The sequence below is a fragment of the Mitsuokella multacida DSM 20544 genome (assembly GCF_000155955.1).
Classification (GTDB): domain Bacteria; phylum Bacillota; class Negativicutes; order Selenomonadales; family Selenomonadaceae; genus Mitsuokella; species Mitsuokella multacida.
This window is the reverse complement of the sequence record NZ_GG697141.2, coordinates 875270-899084: the sequence shown is the minus strand read 5'-3', so window position 1 is coordinate 899084 and position 23815 is coordinate 875270. Positions and strand designations below refer to the sequence as shown.

The 23815-nt window shown below is 60.3% G+C and carries 19 protein-coding genes, 15 tRNA genes, 1 rRNA gene and 1 riboswitch; of the genes, 1 reads left to right on the top strand and 34 read right to left on the bottom strand.

Translation table 11 applies throughout. From position 1 onward, the window contains the following. Positions 1-103: 103 nt before the first annotated feature. From mobB to MITSMUL_RS04180, 6 genes are all read right to left on the bottom strand, one after another. Positions 104-1204, bottom strand: coding sequence for a molybdopterin-guanine dinucleotide biosynthesis protein B (gene mobB, locus MITSMUL_RS04205; protein WP_005840244.1), 1101 nt, complete (start codon positions 1202-1204; stop codon positions 104-106). A gap of 34 nt (positions 1205-1238) precedes the next feature. Continuing rightward, positions 1239-2165, bottom strand: coding sequence for an MOSC domain-containing protein (locus MITSMUL_RS04200; RefSeq protein ID WP_040635448.1), 927 nt, complete (start codon positions 2163-2165; stop codon positions 1239-1241). A 49-nt stretch (positions 2166-2214) separates the two neighbouring features. Further along, complete coding sequence (moaA, locus tag MITSMUL_RS04195; RefSeq protein ID WP_005840241.1) at positions 2215-3204, bottom strand: GTP 3',8-cyclase MoaA; 990 nt, start codon at positions 3202-3204, stop codon at positions 2215-2217. 9 nt (positions 3205-3213) lie between these two features. After that, entirely contained in the window at positions 3214-4413 is a 1200-nt protein-coding gene (locus tag MITSMUL_RS04190) for a molybdopterin molybdotransferase MoeA (protein ID WP_005840240.1), read from the bottom strand. Between the two features lie 12 nt (positions 4414-4425). Next, the gene (locus tag MITSMUL_RS04185; protein ID WP_040635446.1) at positions 4426-5457 is read right to left on the bottom strand and encodes a molybdopterin-binding protein; all 1032 of its coding nucleotides are present in this window, start codon (positions 5455-5457) and stop codon (positions 4426-4428) included. Positions 5458-5550: 93 nt separating this feature from the next. Beyond that, positions 5551-5678, bottom strand: a riboswitch (molybdenum cofactor riboswitch). A 192-nt stretch (positions 5679-5870) separates the two neighbouring features. After that, entirely contained in the window at positions 5871-6077 is a 207-nt protein-coding gene (locus MITSMUL_RS04180; protein WP_005840238.1) for a hypothetical protein, read from the bottom strand. 209 nt (positions 6078-6286) lie between these two features. Here MITSMUL_RS04180 and MITSMUL_RS04175 point away from each other — a divergent pair, with 209 nt between their 5' ends. Continuing rightward, positions 6287-7183, top strand: coding sequence for a LysR family transcriptional regulator (locus MITSMUL_RS04175; RefSeq protein ID WP_005840237.1), 897 nt, complete (start codon positions 6287-6289; stop codon positions 7181-7183). A 17-nt stretch (positions 7184-7200) separates the two neighbouring features. Here the strand turns inward: MITSMUL_RS04175 and MITSMUL_RS04170 are convergent, their stop codons facing one another. From MITSMUL_RS04170 to rrf, 28 genes are all read right to left on the bottom strand, one after another. Further along, positions 7201-8382, bottom strand: a complete 1182-nt coding sequence (locus MITSMUL_RS04170; RefSeq protein WP_040635442.1) for a DNA polymerase IV — start codon at positions 8380-8382, stop codon at positions 7201-7203. 86 nt (positions 8383-8468) lie between these two features. Then, the gene (gene fliB, locus MITSMUL_RS04165) at positions 8469-9410 is read right to left on the bottom strand and encodes a flagellin lysine-N-methylase (RefSeq protein ID WP_005840235.1); all 942 of its coding nucleotides are present in this window, start codon (positions 9408-9410) and stop codon (positions 8469-8471) included. Further along, entirely contained in the window at positions 9403-10638 is a 1236-nt protein-coding gene (locus tag MITSMUL_RS04160) for a phenylacetate--CoA ligase family protein (RefSeq protein ID WP_005840233.1), read from the bottom strand. The genes fliB and MITSMUL_RS04160 overlap by 8 nt, the downstream gene beginning before the upstream one ends. A 27-nt stretch (positions 10639-10665) precedes the next feature. Continuing rightward, positions 10666-11253 (bottom strand): indolepyruvate oxidoreductase subunit beta, encoded by a 588-nt coding sequence (locus MITSMUL_RS04155; RefSeq protein ID WP_005840231.1) that lies wholly within the window; start codon positions 11251-11253, stop codon positions 10666-10668. Beyond that, entirely contained in the window at positions 11250-13094 is a 1845-nt protein-coding gene (iorA, locus tag MITSMUL_RS04150) for an indolepyruvate ferredoxin oxidoreductase subunit alpha (RefSeq protein ID WP_005840229.1), read from the bottom strand. Before iorA ends, MITSMUL_RS04155 begins: the two co-directional genes overlap by 4 nt. A 138-nt stretch (positions 13095-13232) precedes the next feature. Then, the gene (locus MITSMUL_RS04145; RefSeq protein WP_005840226.1) at positions 13233-13766 is read right to left on the bottom strand and encodes a universal stress protein; all 534 of its coding nucleotides are present in this window, start codon (positions 13764-13766) and stop codon (positions 13233-13235) included. 15 nt (positions 13767-13781) lie between these two features. Beyond that, positions 13782-14990 (bottom strand): ABC transporter permease, encoded by a 1209-nt coding sequence (locus MITSMUL_RS04140; RefSeq protein ID WP_005840225.1) that lies wholly within the window; start codon positions 14988-14990, stop codon positions 13782-13784. Continuing rightward, positions 14965-16077, bottom strand: a complete 1113-nt coding sequence (locus MITSMUL_RS04135) for an HlyD family secretion protein (RefSeq protein WP_005840223.1) — start codon at positions 16075-16077, stop codon at positions 14965-14967. The genes MITSMUL_RS04140 and MITSMUL_RS04135 overlap by 26 nt, the downstream gene beginning before the upstream one ends. A gap of 38 nt (positions 16078-16115) precedes the next feature. After that, entirely contained in the window at positions 16116-16598 is a 483-nt protein-coding gene (locus tag MITSMUL_RS04130) for a MarR family winged helix-turn-helix transcriptional regulator (RefSeq protein WP_005840221.1), read from the bottom strand. A gap of 116 nt (positions 16599-16714) precedes the next feature. Further along, on the bottom strand, positions 16715-19156 hold the full coding sequence (locus MITSMUL_RS12080; protein ID WP_050751634.1) for a bifunctional diguanylate cyclase/phosphodiesterase: 2442 nt from the start codon (positions 19154-19156) through the stop codon (positions 16715-16717). A gap of 23 nt (positions 19157-19179) precedes the next feature. Then, a complete protein-coding gene (locus MITSMUL_RS04120; RefSeq protein ID WP_005840216.1) occupies positions 19180-20304 on the bottom strand; it encodes a DUF362 domain-containing protein in 1125 nt (374 codons plus the stop codon). Positions 20305-20697: 393 nt separating this feature from the next. Then, positions 20698-22083 (bottom strand): lipase family protein, encoded by a 1386-nt coding sequence (locus MITSMUL_RS04115; RefSeq protein WP_005840214.1) that lies wholly within the window; start codon positions 22081-22083, stop codon positions 20698-20700. 73 nt (positions 22084-22156) lie between these two features. Next, positions 22157-22242 (bottom strand) — tRNA-Leu (locus MITSMUL_RS04110). Positions 22243-22248: 6 nt separating this feature from the next. After that, a tRNA-Leu gene (locus tag MITSMUL_RS04105) sits at positions 22249-22335 on the bottom strand. Between the two features lie 50 nt (positions 22336-22385). Continuing rightward, a tRNA-Leu gene (locus MITSMUL_RS04100) sits at positions 22386-22471 on the bottom strand. 24 nt (positions 22472-22495) lie between these two features. Continuing rightward, positions 22496-22581: transfer RNA gene (locus MITSMUL_RS04095), tRNA-Leu, on the bottom strand. A gap of 34 nt (positions 22582-22615) precedes the next feature. Then, positions 22616-22704 (bottom strand) — tRNA-Leu (locus MITSMUL_RS04090). A 20-nt stretch (positions 22705-22724) separates the two neighbouring features. After that, positions 22725-22798 (bottom strand) — tRNA-Gly (locus tag MITSMUL_RS04085). 11 nt (positions 22799-22809) lie between these two features. Then, positions 22810-22885: transfer RNA gene (locus tag MITSMUL_RS04080), tRNA-Thr, on the bottom strand. A gap of 8 nt (positions 22886-22893) precedes the next feature. Further along, positions 22894-22969: transfer RNA gene (locus MITSMUL_RS04075), tRNA-Phe, on the bottom strand. Positions 22970-23017: 48 nt separating this feature from the next. Then, positions 23018-23094 (bottom strand) — tRNA-Asp (locus MITSMUL_RS04070). A 20-nt stretch (positions 23095-23114) separates the two neighbouring features. After that, positions 23115-23190 (bottom strand) — tRNA-Val (locus tag MITSMUL_RS04065). Between the two features lie 6 nt (positions 23191-23196). After that, positions 23197-23272, bottom strand: a tRNA-Lys gene (locus MITSMUL_RS04060). 7 nt (positions 23273-23279) lie between these two features. Then, positions 23280-23354: transfer RNA gene (locus MITSMUL_RS04055), tRNA-Glu, on the bottom strand. Between the two features lie 28 nt (positions 23355-23382). Continuing rightward, positions 23383-23458 (bottom strand) — tRNA-Lys (locus tag MITSMUL_RS04050). Between the two features lie 4 nt (positions 23459-23462). Next, positions 23463-23539 (bottom strand) — tRNA-Gln (locus tag MITSMUL_RS04045). A gap of 23 nt (positions 23540-23562) precedes the next feature. Next, positions 23563-23638, bottom strand: a tRNA-Asn gene (locus MITSMUL_RS04040). Positions 23639-23642: 4 nt separating this feature from the next. Beyond that, positions 23643-23759 (bottom strand): 5S ribosomal RNA (rrf, locus tag MITSMUL_RS04035). Between the last annotated feature and the right edge of the window lie 56 nt (positions 23760-23815).

Here is a 23815-nt window from a genome sequence, read left to right as displayed (position 1 = left end):
GTTTGTAAACAACTTTTTTCACAGTTTAAGATGGCCGACGGTATATGCAAGCAAAAAAAAACAGCCTGCTCAGATGGAGCAGGCTGCTTCTAAAATGGCAATCCTATGCGTTTTTCTTCTGATGGCCCATCAGGAATGTGATGATTCTCACAGCTGTGTCGCTGTCGTCAAGAGGATACTCGTTGACATCCTTCACATCCTGCTTTGTCTTCGTGAAGCAGGCGGCTGTATCCTCCTGCAGGGCGAGCTCGCCGCAGTCGCGGTAGAGCTCGATGCGCGGTGCCGTGCCGTGGCGGCGGCTCTCGATCAGCACGAGGTCGACATCGGTGAGCCGCGCGGCAATCGCGACGAGGTCCGCCCGCGTCTCAGTCCGCTGTTCGATGAAGTAGCCGTGCGGCGAGACGACGGCGACGCCCGCAGCACCGGCTGCCTTGAAGCGCCAGCTGTCCTTGCCCTCTTCATCGACATCGTAGCCGTGGCAGTCGCCCTTGACGACACCGGTGCGGATGCCCATCTCAGAAAGCTTCGGCAGCACGCGTTCGATGAACGTCGTCTTGCCCGTGTTCGACACCGGCGCCGAGATGGTCACGAACGGAGTCGGACGCTGCTCGTTCACGAGTCGGCCGCAGGCCATTCGCCAGTCGGCCGCTGTGTTGACATTGAAGAACAGCGCCTCATCCGAGAAATCCACGAATGCATGCGGCACCTCATCGATGACCTTGCCGAGCTTGCGCTCACCTTCTTTGAGTGCTGCCGCAAAGCGGTCGGCCAGCGCCCGGTGATAGAGCGCCGCAAGTGGCTGGCGGCGCCCGGTGCGCGGCAGTATCACCTGGAAATCATTTCCCTCAACTGCCTTGAGCAGCGGCCGGAGCTCTTTAAGCTCGAGGAACGGCATGTCGCAGGAGATGGCCAGCGCATAGTCCGTCTTGATACGGGACAGGCCACGCGCCAATCCTTCCATCGGTCCCCTGCCCTGCACGCCGTCTTCAACGAGCGTCAGGCCATAGCGCTCAGCGATTTCCTGCAGGGCAGGCGAGCTCTCCTCCACGCAGAGGAAGCGCGCGGCAAGCGGCAGGGCCGCTGCCTTGCGCGCGAGGTGCTCGAGCAGTCCTTCGCCGCCATACATCAGGAAGCGCTTATCCCGGCCCATGCGCGAGCTCTTCCCGCCCGCGATGATCAGCAGGGTAACATCCGAAAATTCCACGATACCTCTCCTCTATCTCATCACCATCAGCCAATCACTTGCGCGCACATTCGCTGGCGTCGCCGCGCAGGATATCGATACCGTGCTGGAGCTCCGGCAGGACGAAGCCGAGGCACTCCTCGACGGCCTTGCTGCTGCCCGGCAGGTTGACGATCAGCGTGCGCTTGTAGATGCCGGCCTGTGCGCGGCTCAGCATGGCGCGGTGCGTCACCTGCATCGAGAGCGCACGCATCGCCTCGGGGATGCCCGGAGCCAGGCGCTCGCAGACGGCGAGCGTCGCCTCCGGCGTGACGTCGCGGACCGAGAAGCCCGTGCCACCCGTCGTGACGACGAGCGCGATGCCGCGGTCGCCGAAGGAGCGCATCTTGTGCTCGAGGTCGTGCTGCTCATCCGGCAGGATGACCTTCTCAGCCACCGTGTAGCCGGCTTTCTCGAGCATCTCCTGCACCTTCGCGCCGCTCTTGTCCTCACGCAGGCCCTTGCTGCCCTTGTCGCTCGCCGTGACGATGGCGGCGTCGAGCGGCATCTTCTCCTGCACGATCTCGAGCGTGTCGCCTTCCTCGATCCAGCCGCCGTGCAGCACGCGCGCGAAGACGCCCTCGCGCGGCATGATGCAGTCGCCGACCTGGCTCCTGATCGCACAGCTCTTGTGGCATTCCTTGCCGATCTGCGTGATCTCGAACCAGACCTCGCCGGCGCGCAGGCGCGTGCCGATCGGCAGTTCCTTGAAGTGGAAGCCATCCGCGACGATGTTCTCGCCGAAGGCGCCGAGCTTGACGTCGATGCCGCGCTTGCGGAATTCCTCGATCTCCGCGAGGCCGAGGAAGCTGACCTGACGGTGCCACCGGCCGGCATGTGCATCGCCGACCATGCCCCATTCCGTCTGGAACAGTGCCTTGTGTATCGGCGTCTTGAGCGTGCCCTTCTTCTCACTGATGCAGAGTGCCTTGATCGTTCCCATGAAAATCCTCCTGTCCGTTCTCAATCTCATCTCATATCATGTATCGCGATCAGCCGCCGACCTGGTACATGGCCCGGCTGTCCTTCTCTTCGTATGATGCCGCCTTGAAATGGTGTTCCTGCGGCTTGCAGTAGATGGCCTGCTGCAGTGCCTGCCGCAGTTCTTCGTCGCTCATGCCGCTGCGCAGCAGATGGCGCAGGTCAACGCCCGTCCTGGCATTGAGGCAGAGCTTCAGGAAGCCCTCAGCCGTCAGCCGCACGCGGTTGCACGAGGAGCAGAACTGATGCTCCATCGCATCGATGAAGCCGATCTGACCGGCAAAGCCTGCGGCCTGATAATAGACGGCCGGGCCGTGCACGCCATGCTCTGGCAGCACGGGGCGCAGTGGGCCGAATGACGCTTCGAGCCGGCTGCGGACCTCTGCCATCGGCACGCCCGTGAAGCCAGCCTCGTAGGCGCAGCCGATCGGCATGAGCTCGATGAAGCGGAACTTCCACGGGCGCTCGCGCGTAAAGCGCGCGACGAGGTCCGGCAGTTCCTCTTCATTGACGCCGGCAATCGGCACGCAGTTGAACTTGACATCCTTGAGCCCCGTCGCTGCGATGGCCTCGATGCCGTCCTCGACGCGCGTGAAGAACGGGCGCCGCGTGAGCTCTGTAAACGAGGCAGCCTTCAAGGTGTCGAGGCTGATGTTGATGCCCGTGAGGCCGGCCTGCACGAGGTCCTCGGCCATATCCGCGAGCATGACGCCGTTCGTCGTCATCGCGATGGTCTCGATGCCTGGCACGGCATGGATCTCGCGCACGAGCTCGACGATATTGCGCCGGATGAGCGGCTCGCCGCCCGTCAGGCGGACCTTGCGCACACCGAGAGAGGCGAGCGCCCGCACGATGCGGACGATCTCGTCAAAGCGCAGGATGTCCTCGTGCCGGAGCTTTTCCACGCCCTCTTCCGGCATGCAGTAGCGGCAGCGCAGGTTGCAGCGGTCGGTCAGCGAGATGCGCACGTATTCGATTTTTCGTTGATAGCGGTCGAACATGTTTTCACCTCACAGAAGGACGCCCTTGACGCGCGTGCCGGCCACGAGCGGCTCCGTGCCTGCAGGGATGTCGATCAGGGCATTGCAGCCGGCTGCGGAAAACAGCGAACCCGAGTCGTGCTGCGCAGGAATCGAAAAGACGCCATCCGCATAGTGCGCGCGGATGAAGCGGCGCCCGTAGCTCGGCTTCGGGAACGCATCGGCGAGGAAGCCCTCTGCCGCGCGGTACGCGACATCGCTGCGGCCCGCGAGCGCGGCGAGCACGGGGCGCGTCAGGAGCTCGAACGTCGCATAGGAGGCAAAGGGATTGCCCGACAGCGCGATGCCGAGCATATCGCCTGCCGTGTAGGCGATGACCGGAGCACCCGGCTTGATGCAGACGCGCCAGAAGAGGCGCGTGCCGATGCACCGGACGACCTCGTGCATGATGTCCTTCTTGCCGACCGAGACGCCGCCCGTCGTCAGGAAGAGGTCCACCTTCTCCCGCCAGCCTGCGATGAAAGAAGCCGCCTTTGCGGCGTCGTCCGGCAGGATGCCGAGCACTTCCGGCTCGAAGCCGAGCTCCCGCAGCCTGCCCGCGAGCACGTAGAGATTGCTGTTGTAGATCTTGCCGGGGCGCAGCGGCTCGCCCGGCAGCACGAGCTCGTCGCCCGTGCTCGCGATTGCGATGCGCGGACGGCGGCGGACTTTGACCATGCCGAGGCCGAGGCTCGCGAGCACACCGAGGTGCGCCGCCGTGAGTTCCGTGCCCCGTTTGACAGCCAGCGTGCCCTTGCGGACATCCTCGCCCGCAAAGCAGTAGTTCTCGTGATGGTGAAGCTCATACGGCACGAGGATGCAGTCATCCTGCACCGTGACGTCTTCCTGGCGCACGACGCAGTCACAGCCCTTCGGGATGGCCGCGCCCGTCATCAGGCGCACGGCCGCGCCCTCTGGTACTTCCTGAGCGAAGAAATCGCCGGCACACTCCTCACCGATGATGCGGAAAGAAGCCGGCACCTCTTTCTGCGCCCCCTTCGTGCCAGAGGCAGCAAAGGCATAGCCGTCGAGCGGCGAGCGGTCGAACGGCGGGTTGTCGAAGGTGGCGACGGCATCTTCAGCGAGGATGCAGCCGAGCGCCTCTAAGAGAGGCACTTCCTCGACGGCTTCGATTTTTTTCGTATGCTCAAGCAGGACCGAGATGGCCTGCTCCAATGAAATATCCTGCATAAGTACCTCTCTTTACTTCTGGAACGGGCAGATCGGATAACGGCAGACCTCACAGCGCATGCAGAGGCCGCCGATGCCGAAGTGGCGGATCTCCTTGCGCGTCACGCGGTCGCCGGCGATTGCGCGCGGCAGGATCATGTCGAAGATCGTCGCCTTGTCGAACATGACGCAGCCCGGCAGGCCCATGACCGTGACCTCGCGGCCTTCGCGCTCACAGTAGCCGAGCAGGAACATCGCGCCCGGCAGTACCGACGCCCCGTACGTCACGATGTCGACGCCGGCATCGCGGATGGCGGCCGGCGTGCGGTCGTCCGGGTCGACGCTCATGCCGCCTGTGCAGAGGATGATGTCCATGCCGAGGTCTAAGAGCTCCTCGATGGCGGCCTTTGTGTGTTCCGTCACATCGTCTGAGAGGCGGTGCTCCGTGATTGTCAGTCCGAATTTCTTGAGCTTCGCCTCGATGACCGGCGTGAACGTGTCCTTGATGCGGCCGAGGAAGACCTCGGTGCCCGTCGTCACGACGCCAACCTTGAGGTCCTTGCGATACGGCAGCAGGCGCAGGAGCGGCTCAGAGCCCGCCGTGCGGCGCACCTCTTCCATCTTCTCGCGCGCGATGAAGAGCGGCGTCACGCGCATGCCCGCGAGCTTCATGCCCTTCTTGACCGGCATGTTCTGCGCAAGCGTCGCAATCGTGATGTCCTCGAGCTCGTTGACGGCATCGAAGCGGTCCTCGTCGACCTGGAAGACGCCATCGCAGGTCGCGACGAGCTCGATCTTGCCTTCTTTCGGCTCCGTCGCCGTCATATGGTCGTTCTGGCAGAGCTCGCGCAGCACGTCAGCCGCCTCATTCTCGTGCATCTCCTGCGCGTTCTCTTCCCAGATGTAGATGTGGTCTTTGCCGAGCGACAGCAGCACGGGGATGTCCTCTTCCTGTATCACATGGCCCTTGCGGAACCGCGCGTTCTTTGTCACACCGCGCACAATCTGCGTGATGTCCTGGCAGAGCACCTGCCCGACTGCATCGACTGTTCTCATTTCCTTCATCGCGCTCAACACTCCTATCTTGATGCACATTGTGCGAATCATCAAAAATCAATAAAAAAGGCCACCCTCCCGCAATTGCAAGAGGATGGCCTTCGCCCCTTGGATTTCGCCCCTTTTCAATCACGGAAGGCCCCGGCGTTTCCCCCGGGACCCTGGCTCATCCACATAGCCAGCCCATGATGTCCGGCCTTAGCGGATTTCGCTCGGAGTCGTATCGTATCTTTTCTTATTTTAGCAGACTTGCTGCCCTTTTCCTATAATATTTTTCACACCTTGCCATCTTTATCGCCGTCGCCTGCACGGTCTTGCATAAAAAAACTCCGCGCGTCAAAATCAAGTTTCGACTACACGGAGTACCTGTTATCATACCGTATCAATTTTTTACCTGTCCTACATGCTCTTAAGCGACTGTCTCAGCGATCAACGCCACGAACTTCCAACATATAATCAGGTGCCAGCGTGTCATCAGCATAGCTGCAATTTCCTGCATAAGGCTCTGTCAGGACCTGCTGTTCGGACACGCTTGCCTCCGTTCCCGCTGAAGCGATATTGACAAATGTCGGCAGTACGAGAAGAATTGCTGCGCCAATACCAACCAAGATGTTTTTCGTCGTCATCATAATCACACTCCATTCAATTCGATTCCGATGTTCAGGATCCTTCTGAACTTCTTTCCTTTGACGATTCTATTATCGCATAATCCCAGCAATTTGAAAAATGGCTATATCCGATAAAATAATCGGTAAAACCGATTGATTTTCACAGTGCTATGCGCTACAATCATCCTAATGATAAAAAGACTGTCCTGTCACAAAGGAGAGGATCGCTCATGACAATCTTGCAGATGCGCTATTTCCTGACGGTCTGCCGCCTGCAAAACATCACACATGCAGCTGCCGAACTTCACCTGGCACAATCAACGCTAAGTCAGGCCATGCAGACCATTGAGGAAGAAACAGGGCTCAACCTCTTTCTGCGCAGCGGCCGCACCATCCGGATCAGCCAGGACGGGCAGAAGCTCGCACAGAAAGTCACAGTCCTGCTGCGCGAAATCGATGTATTCGAAGAAAATGTACGCGAAATGGGAAACCGCCATGGCAAGGTGAGCCTGGCCGTGCCGCAGCAGCAGGCTTCCTTGCTGATTCCGCGCCTGCTCAGCATCTTCCAAAAGGAGCACCCCGAGATCCAGCTCGACATCGTCGAATCCTATGGTCTTGAAGCCGCTCGCTTGGTACGAGAAGAAAAGACGGACCTCGCTGTCGTCAATTACGATGGCTCTACACTGCCGGACCTCCATTACCATGGTATCACCTCACGTCCTGTCAAATTCATCGCCTGGCCAGGACACCCGCTCGCCCGGAAAGGGTGCATCACATTAGAAGAAGCCTCACAATTTCCCCTCGTCCTTCTGTCCGAGGAATTCTATGTCACGCGCATGCTCTTGCGCACGTTTGCCGCGGCTCACATCGAACCCAACATTGCCTACTTCTCGCCGCATCTCTCCACGCTCTACAGTCTGCTGCGCACACACACGGCTCCAAGCATTCTTTTCGAGCCCGCCGTTGCTTCCCTCGATGGCCTCGTCACAATCCCATTTGACATGCCACTCTCATTGACAAGCTGCATCATCACAAAAAAGAACCGCCAAATCTCAAAAGACCAGCGGCTCCTCATCAAGTTCATCCGGCAACAGCTGCTCGACGATTGGGCGACACCATCCTCATGAACCTTCACGAATATGTTTCACACCTCATCGCCGTTATCTTTATCCTCATCACGCTTCTTGAGCAGCTGCGCCTTCGTGATGCCCTGCTCACCGAAGCGCTTCTTGATGGCATCGATGGCCGCGTAGAGGTTTTCCTTGCGCGCTTCCTCGTGGAAGAGTGAGATGGCGCCCGATGTGTCGAAGCCGGAGACCGAGATGCCGAGCAGCCGGATGCCCTGCTTCACGCCGAGCGCCCGGTAGAATGCGAGTGCCGTCTCGTAGATCTCCCGGTCGTAGCACGTCGCCTCCGCCAGGGTGCGGCTCCGCGTGTAGGTGCGGAAGTCGCCGAGGCGCAGTTTAAGCTGGACGGTCCGCCCCTTGCAGCCATGGCGGCGCAGGCGATAACCGACCTTCTCGGAAAGAGCGAGCAGGACGCGCTCCACCGCCTCGGCCGACTCGATGTCTGTGGGGAACGTGACCTCCTTGCCGATGGACTTCGCCGGTTCGCGCGGCGCCACCGGCCTCGTATCGATACCCGAGGCCAGCGCGAGCAGATGGTCTGCCATATGCGCGCCGAAAGCGCGGACGAGCCGCTCGCGCGGCGTCCGGCGCAGCTGACCGATCGTGCGGATGCGCAGGGCCTCGAGCCTTGCAGCCGTCTTCTGCCCGACGCCCCAGATGCGGCCAACCGGCAGCGGGTCCAACACGGCCTGCTTCGTCTGCTCCGTGATGATGACGAGCCCGTCCGGCTTCTCGAGATCTGAGGCCAGTTTCGCAAGGAATTTATTCGGCGCAATACCGACAGATGCAACAAGGCCCGTCTTCTCGCGGATCTCTGCCTTGAGCTTCTCGGCGTAAGCGCGCGGCGACTCCATCAGGAGCTCCATGCCCGTGAGGTCGAGGAAGGCCTCGTCGATGGACAGCGGCTCGACGACAGGCGCATAGCGCGCAAAGATGGCAAAAATCTGCTGCGACACCGCCTTATAGTTCGCATAATCACCTTCCACGAAGATGCCCTGCGGGCAGAGGCGCCGCGCCCGCACGATCGGCATGGCCGAGTGCACGCCGAAGCGCCGCGCCTCGTACGAGCACGTCGAGACGACACCGCGCCCCGAAAGCCCGCCGACGATCAGCGGCTTCTCGCGGTATTCCTCATGATCGCGCTGCTCGATCGAGGCAAAAAACGCATCCATATCCACATGCATGACAAGCCGCTCCATACTCATCCCTCCTGAAAACAAAGATGCCCCGCCCTGAAGGCAGCCCCCTCAGCACGAGACATCTCTCCTATCCACTTCTCCACTTCTCAAAAGAACATGGCCGGCACCTGGCCGCACGCTTCGATGAGGCGTGCGGTATTCTCCTCGTCATACTCGATCTGCTCGGACCAGCGGCGCACGGCCTCGGGCAAATCATGCGTCTTGGCGGCCAGCAGGTAGATGAAGGCCGCATTGCAGCGTGCGTAGCGGCAGAGCGCCTCCATGCCGTACGCATCCGCCTTGCTGAGCTGGCGGTAGAGCAGGTACGAGACGAGCTTCTCTGCCGCCCTCTCGCCCCGCTCAGACAGCAGCTTCGCGTAGCGCGGCAGCAGCTGCCGGCAGTCCAGACGCAGAGCCGTGAGCTGCTGCGGCCATACCGCGTCGATGGGCTCGGTATCCTTCATCTGCGCGAGCAGGAACGAGAACTGCGCGAGTGTCAGCTCGCGCGGCGGCAGCAGCCACTCGCGCGGCACCTCCCTGCCCAGAAAGGCCAGCAGGGCGCCAAAGTCAAAGGACTTGCTCTCGCCCTCCGCCCGCAGGCGCAGGCTGTCTGCCGCGAGCAAGAGCTCGACCGCCTTCTCGCAGGCCAGTCCGAAGCCCGCGAGCTCCAGCTGACCGCTCATGATGAAGAAGCGCGGGTGCATCGTGCAGACCTCGCAGAGTGCCTCTTCCCCGAGCGTGCGGATCAGGCGGCAGAGGCCGTCCTCACGCAGGAAGGGGCAGCGCTCATCCTGCGTCAGATGGAACGAATGCGTGCCGTCTGCCTGCGCGTCGATGTTCTCGCGCAGTTCCTCGCCGATGGGGCCTTCAAGCGAATCATAATACGCGGTCGTCGCCGCATCGATGTCGATTTCCCAGCCGCGGCAGCACGTGTGCTGGCACCTATCAGCCTTGCAGACGAAAGCGTCCGCGAAGTCGGGCCAGACCGTGATGATTTCCCGCGGCTCATTGCTATCGCACTTATCATCCATATCGTTCACATCATTCATAGCGCGTATCGATCACGCGCTTCGTCTTCTTCTCGGAACGCGGCAGGACGCCGATCTCGACGACCTTGACGAGCGGCGTGAAGCCGATGCGGCTCTTGACGCGCTCGGCGATGCGCTTCGCGAGGTCGAGGAAGTCGATGCTGCCGTTCGTCTCCACGTAGAGGCGCATCGTGTCCTTGCCGTCGAGATGCGAGATGTGGATCTGGTATTCGCTCGAGACCTCGGGGAAGGTCTTGAGGATTTCCTCGATCTGCGCGGGGAAGAGGTTGACGCCCTTGATCTTGACCATGTCGTCCGTGCGGCCCTGGATCGTGTCGAGCCGCGGGAACTTGCTGCCGCACGGGCAGTCGCCCGGCAAGATGCGCGAGAGGTCGTGCGTGCGGAAGCGGATGAGCGGCGCGCCCTCCTTGCGCAGCGTCGTGATGACGATCTCGCCCCACTCGCCGTCAGGCAGCGTCTCGCCCGTCTGCGGGTCGATGATCTCGACGTAGATGAAGTCATCCCAGTAGTGGATGCCGTCGTGCGCATCGCAGCTGATGCCGATGCCCGGGCCGTAGACCTCCGTCAGGCCGTAGATGTCGTAGGCATCGATGCCGAGTTTCTCGCAGATGGCCTTGCGCATCTTCTCGCTCCAGCGCTCCGAGCCGATGATTCCCTTGCGCAGGTGGATCTTGTCCTTGATGCCGCGCTTCTCGATCTCCTCGGCCAAGAGCAGGGCATAGGAGCTCGTCGCGCAGAGGACTGTGCTCTCCATGTCCATCATCATCTGCAGCTGCTTCTCCGTATTGCCGGGGCCCATCGGCACGGCCATGGCGCCGAGCTTCTCGCAGCCGGCCTGGAAGCCGATGCCCGCCGTCCAGAGGCCGTAGCCCGGCGTGATCTGCACGCGGTCGCGATTCGTGACGCCCGCCATCGCGTAGCAGCGCGCGAACTGCGTGGCCCAGTCCTCGACGTCCTGCGCCGTATACGGGATGATGACGGGCTTGCCCGTCGTGCCCGACGAGGAGTGCATGCGCACGATCTTCTCCTCCGGCACGCTCATGAGACCGAGCGGATAGGCGTCGCGGAGGTCCTTCTTCTCCGAGAACGGCAGCTTCTTGAATTCCTCCGGCGTTGCGACGTGGTCGATGCCGTATTCGCGCAGCCGCTTGCCGTAGAAGCTGTCTGCCTCGAGGAGCTGGGCGATGCGCTCATTGACGAGCGCGAGCTGTTCATTTGAGATTTCCATATGATTCCCTGCCTTATCTTTGATTCCTTACACCAGCGACGAAGCGTAGCGCAGTGCCTTCTCGTTGAGCGCGACGAACTTCGGCTTGACCTTCTGGCGGATGGCCGCGAGTACATCTTCTTCCGTCAGGAAGTCAAGTGCACCGCTCGCGAGCGCTGCGCCGAGCATGATGACGTTGAGCGTCTTCGGGTTGCCGATGGCTTCGACCGCCTTCTGGCCGTCGAGCACGAGGACGTGCTCTGCATGCTCCTGAAGGTACGCGACCATCTCCGCCCCCGTGTAATCCGTGCCCTGCAGCGCTGCTGTGACGGGCATGATGGGGTGCGAGTTGACGACGACCATGCCGCCCTTCCTGAGGTAGGGCAGCATGCGCACGGCCTCCGCCGGCTCAAAGGCCAGCAGCAGATCCGCCGTGCCGCGCCGGATCATCGGGCTCTTGACGCCTTCGCCGATACGCAGGTGGCTGAAGACCGCGCCGCCCTTCTGGGCCATGCCGATTGTCTCCGCGCTCATGACGGGCAGCCCCTTGGCCATGGCCGCCGCCGCGATGAGCTTCGAGGCGAGCACCGTGCCCTGGCCGCCGACGCCCGTCAGGATGATATTCTTCTGCATCATTTCGCGCCCCCTTCTCTCTTCGCAAACGGTGTGACTTCGATGGCATCGAACGGGCAGATGTCCGCGCAGATGCCACAGCCCGTGCACTGCGAAGCGTCGATCTTGATGTTCCCATCCTCCACGACGATGCCCGGGCAGCCGATCTCGCGAATGCATTTCTTGCACTTGCGGCAGGCATCCTGCAGGACCTCGGCCCTGCCGAGCGGCTTGACGATCGCGATGCACGGCGACTTGAAGATGATGGCCTTGACACCCGGCTCTGCAACCACCTCTTTGACCGTCGCGATGGCAGCCTCGAGGTCGAGCGGATCGACCGTGCGCACCGTCTTGACGCCGATGCCCCGAAGCGTCGCCTCGATGGAGACCTTGTCGACGATCTGGCCCATCATCGTATGGCCCGTGCCCGGATGCGGTTGGTGGCCCGTCATGGCCGTCGTCGAGTTGTCGAGGATGCAGACCGTGAGGTCCGCCTGATTGTAGACACCGTTGATGATGCCCGTGATCGACGAGGCGAAGAACGTCGAATCGCCGACGAAGGCAAAGCACTTCATACCGGGCGTCACAGCGCCGATGCCCTGCGCGATGTCGATGCCTGCGCCCATGCAGAGGCAGGTGTCGACCATGTCGAGCGGCATAGCGTTGCCGAGCGTGTAGCAGCCGATGTCGCCGCAGAAGACGCTCTTCTGGCCTTTCATCGCGCGCTTGACTGCGTAGAACGAAGCGCGATGCGGACAGCCGGCACAGAGCACCGGCGGGCGCACGACGGAGACTGGTGGTTCCGGCAGCGCCGCGGGCTCCGCCTTGGGCCACCCCATGAACGCAGCGATATCGTCATAGACCGTATCGCGCGTGTTCTCGCCGGCCCGCTTGACGTCGCCTGTGAGCTTGCCGCGGATCCTGACAGGCAGCTGGTACTTGCCGCAGAGGAAGATGAGCTCGCGTTCGATGACGGGGTCGAGCTCCTCGAGGCAGAGCACCTCGTCGAGCCCCTGCAGGAATTCGACCGCGAGCTTCTCAGGGAATGGGAACGGCGTCGCGACCTTGAACACGCGCGGCATTTCCTTCCCCTCTGCCGCCCGCTCTGCGAGCGTCTCTGCGGCGTACGAGTAGCTGACGCCCTGCGTCGCGATGCCGCGGCGGCAGGCGCCCTGCTCCACCTGATTGCGCGCATACGAGGAAAAGACCTCGCTGAGTTCCTCGTTGCGCCGCTCGATCTCCTGATGCGCCCGGTACGAGAGGCGCGGGAAGATGACCCAGCGCGCTGGATCGCGCACGAAGCCCTCGGGTTCATGGACGCGATACTCGCTCTCGTCCTTGACTGTGATGGAGGCGTAGCCGTGGTCGATGCGCGTCGTCGGGCGCAGGAAGACGGGCGTGTGGTAGCGCTCCGAGAAGTCGAACGCTTCCTGGATCATCTCATAGGCTTCCTGCACGCTCGCGGGGTCGAAGCACGGGACCTTGGCAAACGAGGCGAAGTGGCGCGTGTCCTGCTCCGTCTGCGACGAAATCGGCCCCGGGTCATCGGCGACGAGCACGACGAGGCCGCCCTTGACGCCGAGATACTCGAGGCTCATCAGCGGGTCCGAGGCGACGTTGAGGCCGACCTGCTTCATCGTCACGAGGGCGCGGGCGCCGGAGTAAGCCGCCCCTGCCGCCACCTCCATGCCGGCCTTCTCGTTCGTCGACCACTCCACGTGGATCTTCCCATCCGGATTGTGCCGGGCAACTGTCTCGAGGACTTCCGTCGACGGCGTGCCCGGATAGCCGGCGACGACATTGACGCCGGCCGCGACCGCCCCCATGGCGATGGCCTCATTGCCCATCAGATATTCTGCATGCATAGCTTTCTCTCCCCAAATTTCGATAATACCCCTTTATTATACTATGTGACGCAACAAGATGCCACCTGCTGTAGATGGATTTTACAGCAGGTGGCATCTTTCTGGCAAAATATAGCAACTCTATTTCACGACTATCTCTCAGTCGTCCGATTCGCCGAGGTAGGAGTCCTCCTCGTCCCAGTCATCCGGCATGCCCTTGACGATGAGGACGGGGCAGTGCGCCTGCTGCAGGACGTAGTGGGAGACAGAGCCGACGAGCATGCTGCGGAACGTGCCGAAGCCGCGCGAGCCCATGACAATGAGGTCGCTCTGCTCCTCGTCGGCCACATCAACGATCACTTCGCCGGGATTGCCGACCTCGACGCGCGTCCTCGCCTTGATCTCCGGCGGAATCATGTGCATGAGATCCGCGAGAAACTGGTAGGCTGCGATCTTGAGCTCCGCCGGCACATAGCCGCTGAGGCTGACCTGCTCAAAGGCGGCCACGTGCTTGTTGAGGTCGACGACCATGAGGACCGTCAGGTGCGCGCCCGTCATGGCCGCGATGTGGATGGCCTCATTGACGGCCCGGAAGGCCTGCCCCGAGCCGTCCGTCGGCACGAGGATGCGGTCGCAGTGGATGGCCTGCGGCTCTCGGGTCTGTATCTCCTCAATCAGTTTATCCCTTTCCATCAGTTTTCTCCCCCCTTATTCCGCCTGTCCGGCAGCTGCGCTCTCCTCGAGGCTCAGCTGCTGCATTTTCTGGCGATGAAGCTCGTCCTGCGCCTGGCGCTTCAGAAGCGCACGCCGCGCCGAGAAGAACTTGGCGCAGAACAGGATGAGGACGACGGCCATGTAGAGCAGGAAGGCACCGAACTCCTTCGAGATGTCCGCAAAACCGGCGCCGCGCGCGATGATGTCGCGCACGAAGTGGAACTCCCAGGTCAGCGGGAAGAGATGCGACGCCGCGACGACCCAGTCCGGATAGAAGGAAATCGGACCCGTCGGGCCGCCGAAGATGAAGCCGCCCGGGATGAACAGGATCATGCGCGAGGAGGCGATGCCCGGGTTCGCCGCCGTCCAGCCGAACAGCACGCTCATCGTGCCGACCGTCAGGACGTAGAAGACCTGCACGAACAGGAAGGTCAGCAGGCTGCCCGAGAACGTCATGTCGCCCAAGAGCCGCAGGATCGCCATGCCGAAGACAAAGGAGACGGCCAGGCAGGCGCCGTACGGCACGAGGCGCACGAGGATGTCCCACGGCGTGCCTTCGAGCAGGATCTTATCGAGCTGATGCGAGAGGCGCAGCCTCGGCACCATGCCGATCGTCGCGAACGTGAAGAACATCGACCCGAAGAAGAACAGGAAGCCCTGTACCTCGACGTTGTAGTTCGAACCGCTCGGGTTAAAGAGGTTGCGGTCCGCAAGGCCAATCGTGCCGCTAATGCTGTCGTTCGTGCTGCCCGTATCGCCCTGTTCGGCCGCATTGTCGAGGCCGATAAGCTCGTTGAGCGCGATCTTGATATCAGAGGTCTGCGCTGTGTTCGTGTTATCGTAGAAGACGCCGACGTGATTCTCCGCGCCCGTGTAGCGGTCCTTCTCGAGTCCCCGCGGGAAGTAGATGACGGCGACCGCCTGATCGCGGTAGAAGAGCGTCGAGGGATCGACCGGCGTGTTGAGCACGGCCGTGACCTTCATGTACTCCGAGGCGTCGATGCGGCTCGTGAGCTCATGGCTGTAGGCCGAGTTGTCGAGGTCGATGACGACCACGCGCGCATCGTGCGAGAAATTGCTGCTGAGCATGAGGCCAAGGACGATGCAGACGACGGCTGCGACCATCAGGCAGACCTTCTCATACGGCATGCCCTGCCCCGAGAACAGGAAGCGGACTTCATCTCTTAGTGAATTCACGTTCATTCACCCCAATCGTCATGCCCGGCATCACGCCGTCCTGCGGGTCCACATCGATGCGGACCTGGAAGGCCGTGAGGTCCGCCTGGCCCTTCTCGCGCGACTGCTTGAGGTCTGCAAAGCCCGGTGCCTTCGTCAGCAGGCGGATCGTGCCAGCCACTGGCTTATCGCCCGCTACCGTGCGGCCCGTGATGGTATCGCCCTCCGCGAGTCCCTGTGCCTGCTTCTCGCTGATGTAGATATCGTAGTAGCTGCGGTTGCTCTCGAGCAGCACGACCGGCGTGCCAGCGGCGACCATCTCGCCCTCTTTCGCGAGGACCTTGATGATGCGGCCGTCTTCCGGTGCGCGCAGCGTCAGGCGCTCCTTCTGGACCTCGAGCTGCTTGAGCTGCACGACGAGCGCCTGTTTCTGCTGCATGAGCGCGTCGATATCATTGCTCATGTTGCCGGCCGCTTCACGCTGCTGCGCAATCGTCGGCAGGTTGATGGAATCCGTATTGCCTGTATCCTGCGCGCCCGACAGCAGTTTGTCGAGGAGCTGCTGCTGCTGCGTGACATTGGCCTCAGCGACGCTCAGGGCCATCTCCGCATCGTCGAGCTGCGACTTCGCGATGGCGCCGGCATCGAGCAGGGCCGCCTTGCGGTTGTAGTCGACCTGGCTGTTCTTGAACGTGGCCTGCGCTGCCGAGACGGCTGCGCGCTGCTGGTCAATCTGGCGGAAGCTCTGCTGCTCATCCGAATCCGCCTTCATGTAGTTGACGGACTGCGTGCCGCCCGTCGAGCGGATCTGCGCGTCGAGCTGAGCAATCTGCGCCTTCGTGCGCTCGATCGAGAGGTCCGTGTCCGTCGGGTCTAGCTCCATGATGACGTCACCGGCCTTGACCGTATCGCCCTCCTTGACGGCTTCCTTGAGCAGGCGGCCGCTCACGCTATCGAACGACATCTTGACCTGCTCTGCCGTCAGGATGCCCTCTTTCTTCTCCATGCCCAGTGCGACGGCATCGTTGCCTCTGTACATCAGCAGGATGCCGGCAATCACCAGCAGCGCGATGAAGATGGCCCCCGTGCGCAGGGCTTTCTGTCTTGTATTCATCCCAATATCCCCCTTGTTGTCTTTCTCACTAGCTCTTGTCAGCCGGACAATTTCTTGAGCAAGCGTATGAGTTCGTGCTGCTCCTCTTCGCTTAGCTTCTCCGTGAGCTTCGTGACGCGAAGGTAATGCGGCGGCAGGATCTCATTCATGAAATCCCGTCCATCCTGCGTCAGGCAGATTCGCTTAGCCCGTGCATCGTCTGGCGATGGCTTCTCCACAACCAGGCCGTCGCGCTCCATGCGCACGAGCATATTGCTGACCGTCGCCTTCGTCACGCCGAGTTTTGTGGCGATCGTCGATGGCGCGATTCCCTCTGGATTCTGATGCAGCACGATGAGCATGCAGAACTTTCCTTCCGACAAGTGGTATTCCTGCTGCAGGACATCCATGATGCCGTGCTGGATATCTTCACCGACCTGCTTGATCTCGAGCATGGCGATGACCGCCGCCGGCTTGATCTCCGGCACGATCTTCTGATGCCGCTCGAGTTCCTCCCAGCTCGGTATGAGTTCTCGTTTCATGATAGAGCCTCCACTTCGCTATGATTGATTCCCTATTAGTTAGCTTGCTAACTAATAGTATAGAGCCTCCGACCAAAAAAGTCAAAAAAAAGAGCTGCTGCAATAGCAGCAACTCCTCATTTCTTTCGTGAGCGCCCCAAGAGCGCCGTGATGATGTCCTCGTAGAAATCCGACTGGTCCTGTGGGTACGCCATGTGCAGCTCGACGAACAGCGTGCAGCTGCGCTGGCCGAAATTGTGGATGGATTCGATGCCTGTGCGCAGGCGCTGCCCGAGGTCGCGCACCTCTTCCTGCGAGTTGTACTGGCTGAAGACCAGGAACTGATTCCGTCCGAAGCGGCCCGATGCGCCGACAGGGCCGAGGACGCGCCGTATCTCTTCCGCGATGCAGTGGAGTAGTTCGTCGCAGGCCTCCTCGCCATAGCGGCGCAGCAAACGGTCAATCGCGCGGATCTTGATGAAGATCGCGACGAAATTCCGATGGCCAAACCGGTATTCATCGAGGTACTGCGCGAGCAGGAACAGCAGGCCCTTGACATTGGCAGTTCCCGTCACCGCATCGACAAAGGCGGCCTTGTGCGACTGCTGCTGCACACGGGCCAGTGCCTCAGCAGAGACGAAGTAGCCCATGAGCCCTGCGATATTCCCCTTCGCATCGTAGATTGGCCACTTCGTCGCAAGGATGTCGCGCTGCACGCCGCGTGCCAGGCACTGTCCCGGTACATCGCGCAGCGTAATGCCCTTCTCGAGCACGTCATGCTCATCGCGCGCGAACGGCTCGGGATGGACATGCCAGTTCATGTCCTCATCCGTGCGCTCCGCGAGGTCCTGTACCGAATCGAAGTCATAGAAGTCCAGGAACCTCTGGTTGACGCCACAGAAGCACCGCTTGGCATCCTTCCAGAAGGCCGGCAGCGGGAAGCCCGTGATGAAGTTGCGCCAGAGCAGGTCTGCACTGTCCACGCCTGTATCGGCTCGCAGGACATACTGGTTCCAGCATTTCGCATCGTAGTCCGCGAGGTCCTGCGCATCCGATACGCGCACGACGCAGAAATAGATATCGCCCCGGCTACTGGAGATACGCGTCAGCCGATGCGTCTTCCAGATCAAAGAACCGTCCGGGCCCTTCGTGCGGAAGGCTTCGACGATGCTGCCGAGCTTTGAGGCCGCCACGCGCTCTGGGATGGTCTTGACATCGAAGAATTCCGCAAAGCGCTTGCGGTCCGCATGGTAGACCTCCTGCTCGCGGTATTCCCGCAGCGCCTCATCGAGCGGGGCCTTGCGCAGGCCCGACCTCAACTGCGGCTGTGTCAGCTCGATGGCCTCATTCTTCGCGAGGTTGAACGTCGCCACCTTGTCGTAGAGGTAGAAGAGGTTGCGCAAGAGATACGCAGGGCGGAACAAGTCGCCCTCGTGCGCGACCTTGTGCAGGCGGCAGTTCACCGAAAGCAGGCAGCGGCCGTTGTACGCAATCACGCGGTGGCAGTCCATCATGATGAAATCGCCGTCAAGCGGATAGGCAAGCTCCTCATCCTCGCCGCTGAGCATGACGCGCCGCAGACCACACCGCAGGTAGCGCACGGCCGGCTGATTGTAGGTGTTGAAGGCTTCCTCCCACTTCCTGCACTTCTCCGCATCACCCTGCCAGAAGAGCTCGCGGCTCTTCTGGTTGGCGAACAGGATGTGGTAGGCGTGGTCACGGTATTCGATGAGCAGCAGGGCATGCCCCGTGAGGAAGTCGACTTCCATGATGGCATCGTAATAGGCCTTCCAGCAGTTCAGCTCGACGGAGATGCCCTTCTCGAGGCAGTTATTGATAGTCTCATCGTAGGGGCGCGGGCGCCCGAGGTAGTAGCCCTGGATCTTCTCGCAGCCGATCTCGCGCAGGAATTCGAATTGCTCCTGCGTCTCCACGCCCTCTGCGAGCGTCCGGTTGCCGATGCGCTTGTCCATCGAGATGATTGAGATGATGATGTCGCGCGCCCGCTGTGTATCGCTCTTGAGGAAGTCCATGTCCATCTTGAGGACGTCAAAGCGCTGGTCCTTGAGGAACTTGAGGCTCGAGTACCCGCTGCCGAAATCATCCATCCAGATCTCATAGCCTGCCGCGCAGAAGCGGTCGAGCACTTCGCCGATCTTCTTGTTGCGGTCGGTCAGGATGTTCTCAACAATCTCGAGATGCAGGAGGTCACGCGGCACGTTGTACTTGCGCACGGCGTTCTCGACAACCTCAAAGATATCGCAGTTGATGAAGTCCAGACGCGAGAGGTTCAGAGAGACCGGCACCGACGGCAGCCCTGCCTTCCTGACGCGCGCCTGATTGCGGCAGACCTCCTCAATGAGGAAGGCATCGAGCTTGTGGATGAGATTGTGCTGTTCGAGGATGCCAATGAAAAATGGCGGCATCAGGAACCCCCAGTTCGGATCATCCCAGCGCGCGAGGCCTTCCATCGCGCAGAGCTGCCCCGTGATCGTGCGCATGATGGGCTGGTAGTGAACCCTTACCCAGTGCTTCTCAATGGCCTCGTCGAGGTGCTCGATGACATAGGATGGCGGCATATCAATCTGCCTTCGCTTTTTCCTCATTTGATCGTCACCAATTCATAGTTGCGCGTGCCCATGCCAATCTTCTCACCGTGCTCGAGCGTCTCTTTCCAATGGATGTTCGGATTGTTGTCGAGGAAGTGGTCGTGATGATGGTGCCAGTCCGGCTTTGCGAGGTTGTCCGCGAGCTGGCTGTTCGGCAACGGGGTTGCCTTGAGGCAGGCATCCGCACAGGCCTGATCGAGCGCCACCGGATCGAACGAGGCGAACATGCCCTGGTCCGGCAGGATCGGCGCATCATTCTCGCCGTGGCAGTCACAGTTCGGCGAAATGTCGCGCACGATGTTGATATGGAAGCACGGGCGGTCCTGCACGACAGCCTGTGCGTACTCCGCCATCTTGCGGTCGAGCAGGTCGCCGGCATCCCACTGCTCATTGCGGATGGCGTCATACGAGCAGGCGCCGATGCAGCGGCCGCAGCCCTTGCAGAGGTCCTCATGGATCACAGCCTTGTTGTTCTCGTAGGTGATGGCATCCGAGCCGCATTCCTTCGCGCACTTGCGGCAGCCGCGGCAGAGCTCTTCATTGACGACGCACTTGCCCGACGAATGCTGCTCCATCTTGCCAGCGCGGCTGCCGCAGCCCATGCCGATGTTCTTGATGGCGCCGCCGAAGCCCGTCGCCTCATGACCTTTGAAATGTGCGAGGCTGATGAAGACGTCGGCATCCATGATGGCGCGGCCGATCTTGGCCTTCTCGATGTACTCACCGTTCTTGACCGGCACCTCGACATCGTCCGTGCCGCGCAGGCCATCGCCGATGATGATCTGGCAGCCCGTCGTCGTCGTGTTGAAGCCGTTGAGGTTCGCGCAGTCCATGTGCTCGAGCGCGTGCTTGCGGCTGCCCGGATAGAGCGTATTGCAGTCCGTCAGGAACGGCATACCGCCCTGCTCCTTGACGAGGTCTGCGACGACCTTCGCGTACTGCGGGCGCAGATAGGCCATGTTGCCGAGCTCACCGAAGTGCATCTTGATGGCGACGAACTTGCCGTCCATGTCGATCTTCTTGATGCCGGCAGCTAGGCAGAGTGCCCGGAGCTTCTGCATGATGTTGCGCCCGACCGGCACGCGGAAATCTGTAAAATAAACTTTTGCCTTTTCCATGATGTAATGATCCCCCTAAGATATACAAGATGAGTTACACGAAAAAGGAGGCCTTGCGCCCCTCTTTACTTCTAATGTTATTAACGTTTTTTAAATTCGACGCGCTGCGTTATTTTCCTGTTTTTCAGACTCAAAAAAGTAAATAAAATAACCATCAGCAGCTTTCTCGTCACCGCTGATGGTTATCTGTGAGATAGTAACCTTCCGTTCGTGTTGTTCGTGTCATGCATGGGATACACTGTGTTCCACTGGACTCGTTAACTAGCCCATTGGACTCTCCTCCATCCTGAGTAAGTAAATCGGCTGTCTGGAAAGGGTGAACCTGACCTTTCCTTGGCTTATCTTTATTGTACAGGATGCACGACCGAAAGTCAAGATAGTTTTCAGAGAATTTTATGTATTCTGTATTACGAATACGGTATCGAGATCGCGCAGCGTAGAAAACTGCAGGTAGCAGACCGCCTCCAGTGCCGTCATACGCTTGGTCGTCGTGCTCTTCGATGCGGCCGTGACGAGATTGCCCTTTGCATCGTAGACAGAAGTCTCGAGGATGACGCGCACGACATCGTCCTCGTCGCGCACCCGCTCGACCGACACGTGCTGCCGCACGAGATAACGGCAGTTCGAGCGCCGCGCGGCGGCAGACAGGGAAGTGATGTCAGACGGCTCCGTTGCAGACCGCACGAGACAAGGCGCATAGCGGTTCTGCCATGCTCCCTGCAAGGCCTTTGCATCAACCGCAGCATCGTCTGCAACGAGTGGGTCGAGTTCCAGTGTCGGCGCGGCGACCAGGATGCCGCCAGCGACTGCCTTCGGCTGGCTGTCCAGTACACCCCGGGCAATATCGTCAATCTCAGCGGTGGACGCATCTGCACCATCATCCACCAGATAATGGCGCAGGGCCTTGTCGAGGTAGACGACCATCTCGTGCTCGAAGCGGGCTGAGCTGCGGTCCTGCTTCCAGACCGTGCGCGTTCCGAACTGCACGTAGCGCGTGCCGAGCGACTGCAGGGCCGCCGCTACCGGGTCGCCCGCGACGACGATGCGCGTGAGCTGCATGCGCTTCTCGTAGCGCCGCGCGAAGGCCGTATTGCCGACAGCCGGTGAGCCGAACGTAATGACGCGCAGCTGCTCTGGGCGAACGCCCATATCGCTGAGACGGGCAGCCGTCAGGATAGCGGCCGCACCGCCGAGGCTATGCCCCGTCAAACAGAGAATCTCTTCCGGATGCTCGCGGAGCTCCGCAGCAAGCGCCTCTCCCATGGTCTGCCCCACCGCTTTATTTCCCCCATCCTCAGCGGACTCGATGGGATCGTGGAACAGCGCCGTCATCGTGTAGTCGTCAAATCCCTTGTGGACGAGCGGATACGCTGTCGCATGGCGGTCCTGCTCTGCGATGGTCCGGAATTCCTCGACCTTGGAGCCGCCGAACGGCACGGACACCGTGCGCAGGTCGACCTTCGCGTCGCTGACATTCTCCGTGCCGGGGAAGGCCAGCAAGACGGTGCGGCGGCCATCGGGCAATTCTTTCACCACGAGATGATAGCGCCCCTGCGCCAGAGACGTCGACGTCGTCTGGCTCTGGAACTGCCAGCCCGTCTCCGTGAGCCACTCGCGCGCAAGCAGGCTGAGCTCATCCGAGTACGAGGCCATCGCCACGAGCGAGGAGGCGAGCTCGAGCTCCTGTTCGCCTGTGGCCGCCATGGCGCGTGCCGGGCAGAACAGGAGCATCACCAGTAAGAGCGGCAGAAAGAGCGCCGCCAGAACATGTCGCATCATGATTTCCCTCCAGATCTACAACTGCATAGATACAGAAAAAGCTCAGATATGAATCTGAGCTTGATATTTCAAATGGTGCGGTCGATGGGACTTGAACCCATACGTCTTGTGAACACTACCCCCTCAAAGTAGCGCGTCTGCCAATTCCGCCACGACCGCGAGATATGGTGCGGTCAAGAGGACTTGAACCTCCAAGGTGTTGCCACCACTAGCGCCTGAAGCTAGCGCGTCTGCCAATTCCGCCATAACCGCATGATATGTAATTTTTTATGAAAACAGCACCAAGTGCTGCTTTAAGCAAATGGTGCGGTCGATGGGACTTGAACCCATACGTCTTGTGAACACTACCCCCTCAAAGTAGCGCGTCTGCCAATTCCGCCACGACCGCATGATACAATATGAAGATTTTAGATGGTGCGGTCGAGAGGACTTGAACCTCCATGATGTTGCCATCACTAGCGCCTGAAGCTAGCGCGTCTGCCATTCCGCCACGACCGCGTAATATGAAAATGAGAGGTATTGATACAATTGGTGGTGCCGAGGACCGGAATCGAACCGGTACGGTTGTTTCCAACCGACGGATTTTAAGTCCGTTGCGTCTGCCAGTTCCGCCACCCCGGCAGTATCAAATTGCTGACTAATGGAGCGGGTGATGGGAATCGAACCCACGTGATCAGCTTGGAAGGCTGGAGCTCTACCATTGAGCTACACCCGCATAATGCAAAGTGGAGCTGGCGAGAGGAATTGAACCCCCAACCTGCTGATTACAAGTCAGCTGCTCTACCAATTGAGCTACACCAGCTTGATAAATGGTGCCTCAGAGCGGAATCGAACCACTGACACGGGGATTTTCAGTCCCCTGCTCTACCGACTGAGCTACCGAGGCATTTACAAGTTAGATAATATTATAACACATTGCTGTGTAATAAACAAGTGGCGACCCGAATGGGACTTGAACCCATGACCTCCGCCGTGACAGGGCGGCATTCTAACCAACTAAACTACCGGGCCGTATAAAAATTAGGTTTTAATGGTGGGCGATAACAGGATCGAACTGCTGACATCTTGCTTGTAAGGCAAGCGCTCTCCCAGCTGAGCTAATCGCCCATAAAATGGTGACCCACCACGGAATCGAACCGTGAACCTACTGATTAAGAGTCAGTTGCTCTGCCAGTTGAGCTAGTGAGTCATGATGATGGTGACGCCAATGGGATTCGAACCCATGAACCCGCCGTGAAAGGGCGGTGTCTTAACCGCTTGACGATGGCGCCAAGAAAAAATCAAGTGGACATATATAAATGGTGGCTCACCCGGGATTCGAACCCGGGACACCCTGATTAAAAGTCAGGTGCTCTACCAACTGAGCTAGTGAACCGCACTGGCTGGGGTAGTTGGACTCGAACCAACGAATGCGGGAGTCAAAGTCCCGTGCCTTAACCGACTTGGCTATACCCCAATCACCCCAGGGGTTTTAAAAATTGGCTCCTCGAGCAGGATTCGAACCTGCGACAGCCTGATTAACAGTCAGGTGCTCTACCGGCTGAGCTATCGAGGAATGAAACCGGCAACTTCCTATCCTCCCAGTCCGTCTCCAGACAAGTACTTTCGGCCTCTGAATGCTTAACTACTGTGTTCGGTATGGGAACAGGTGGAACCATTCAGGCATCATCACCGGATATTCTATTGAATGCTTGCACATTCAAAACTATACAGAAGAAACTACTTTGCGAAC

What these genes read in the sequence shown, in the direction of transcription:
- MITSMUL_RS04200 (WP_040635448.1), bottom strand. Translation starts at nt 2,165, where the DNA reads ATGGGAACGATCAAGGCACTCTGCATCAGTGAGAAGAAGGGCACGCTC.
- moaA (WP_005840241.1), bottom strand. Translation starts at nt 3,204, where the DNA reads ATGTTCGACCGCTATCAACGAAAAATCGAATACGTGCGCATCTCGCTG.
- MITSMUL_RS04190 (WP_005840240.1), bottom strand. Translation starts at nt 4,413, where the DNA reads ATGCAGGATATTTCATTGGAGCAGGCCATCTCGGTCCTGCTTGAGCAT.
- MITSMUL_RS04185 (WP_040635446.1), bottom strand. Translation starts at nt 5,457, where the DNA reads ATGAAGGAAATGAGAACAGTCGATGCAGTCGGGCAGGTGCTCTGCCAG.
- MITSMUL_RS04180 (WP_005840238.1), bottom strand. Translation starts at nt 6,077, where the DNA reads ATGATGACGACGAAAAACATCTTGGTTGGTATTGGCGCAGCAATTCTT.
- MITSMUL_RS04175 (WP_005840237.1), top strand. Translation starts at nt 6,287, where the DNA reads ATGACAATCTTGCAGATGCGCTATTTCCTGACGGTCTGCCGCCTGCAA.
- MITSMUL_RS04170 (WP_040635442.1), bottom strand. Translation starts at nt 8,382, where the DNA reads ATGGAGCGGCTTGTCATGCATGTGGATATGGATGCGTTTTTTGCCTCG.
- fliB (WP_005840235.1), bottom strand. Translation starts at nt 9,410, where the DNA reads ATGAATGATGTGAACGATATGGATGATAAGTGCGATAGCAATGAGCCG.
- MITSMUL_RS04160 (WP_005840233.1), bottom strand. Translation starts at nt 10,638, where the DNA reads ATGGAAATCTCAAATGAACAGCTCGCGCTCGTCAATGAGCGCATCGCC.
- MITSMUL_RS04155 (WP_005840231.1), bottom strand. Translation starts at nt 11,253, where the DNA reads ATGATGCAGAAGAATATCATCCTGACGGGCGTCGGCGGCCAGGGCACG.
- iorA (WP_005840229.1), bottom strand. Translation starts at nt 13,094, where the DNA reads ATGCATGCAGAATATCTGATGGGCAATGAGGCCATCGCCATGGGGGCG.
- MITSMUL_RS04145 (WP_005840226.1), bottom strand. Translation starts at nt 13,766, where the DNA reads ATGGAAAGGGATAAACTGATTGAGGAGATACAGACCCGAGAGCCGCAG.
- MITSMUL_RS04140 (WP_005840225.1), bottom strand. Translation starts at nt 14,990, where the DNA reads ATGAACGTGAATTCACTAAGAGATGAAGTCCGCTTCCTGTTCTCGGGG.
- MITSMUL_RS04135 (WP_005840223.1), bottom strand. Translation starts at nt 16,077, where the DNA reads ATGAATACAAGACAGAAAGCCCTGCGCACGGGGGCCATCTTCATCGCG.
- MITSMUL_RS04130 (WP_005840221.1), bottom strand. Translation starts at nt 16,598, where the DNA reads ATGAAACGAGAACTCATACCGAGCTGGGAGGAACTCGAGCGGCATCAG.
- MITSMUL_RS12080 (WP_050751634.1), bottom strand. Translation starts at nt 19,156, where the DNA reads ATGCCGCCATCCTATGTCATCGAGCACCTCGACGAGGCCATTGAGAAG.
- MITSMUL_RS04120 (WP_005840216.1), bottom strand. Translation starts at nt 20,304, where the DNA reads ATGGAAAAGGCAAAAGTTTATTTTACAGATTTCCGCGTGCCGGTCGGG.
- MITSMUL_RS04115 (WP_005840214.1), bottom strand. Translation starts at nt 22,083, where the DNA reads ATGATGCGACATGTTCTGGCGGCGCTCTTTCTGCCGCTCTTACTGGTG.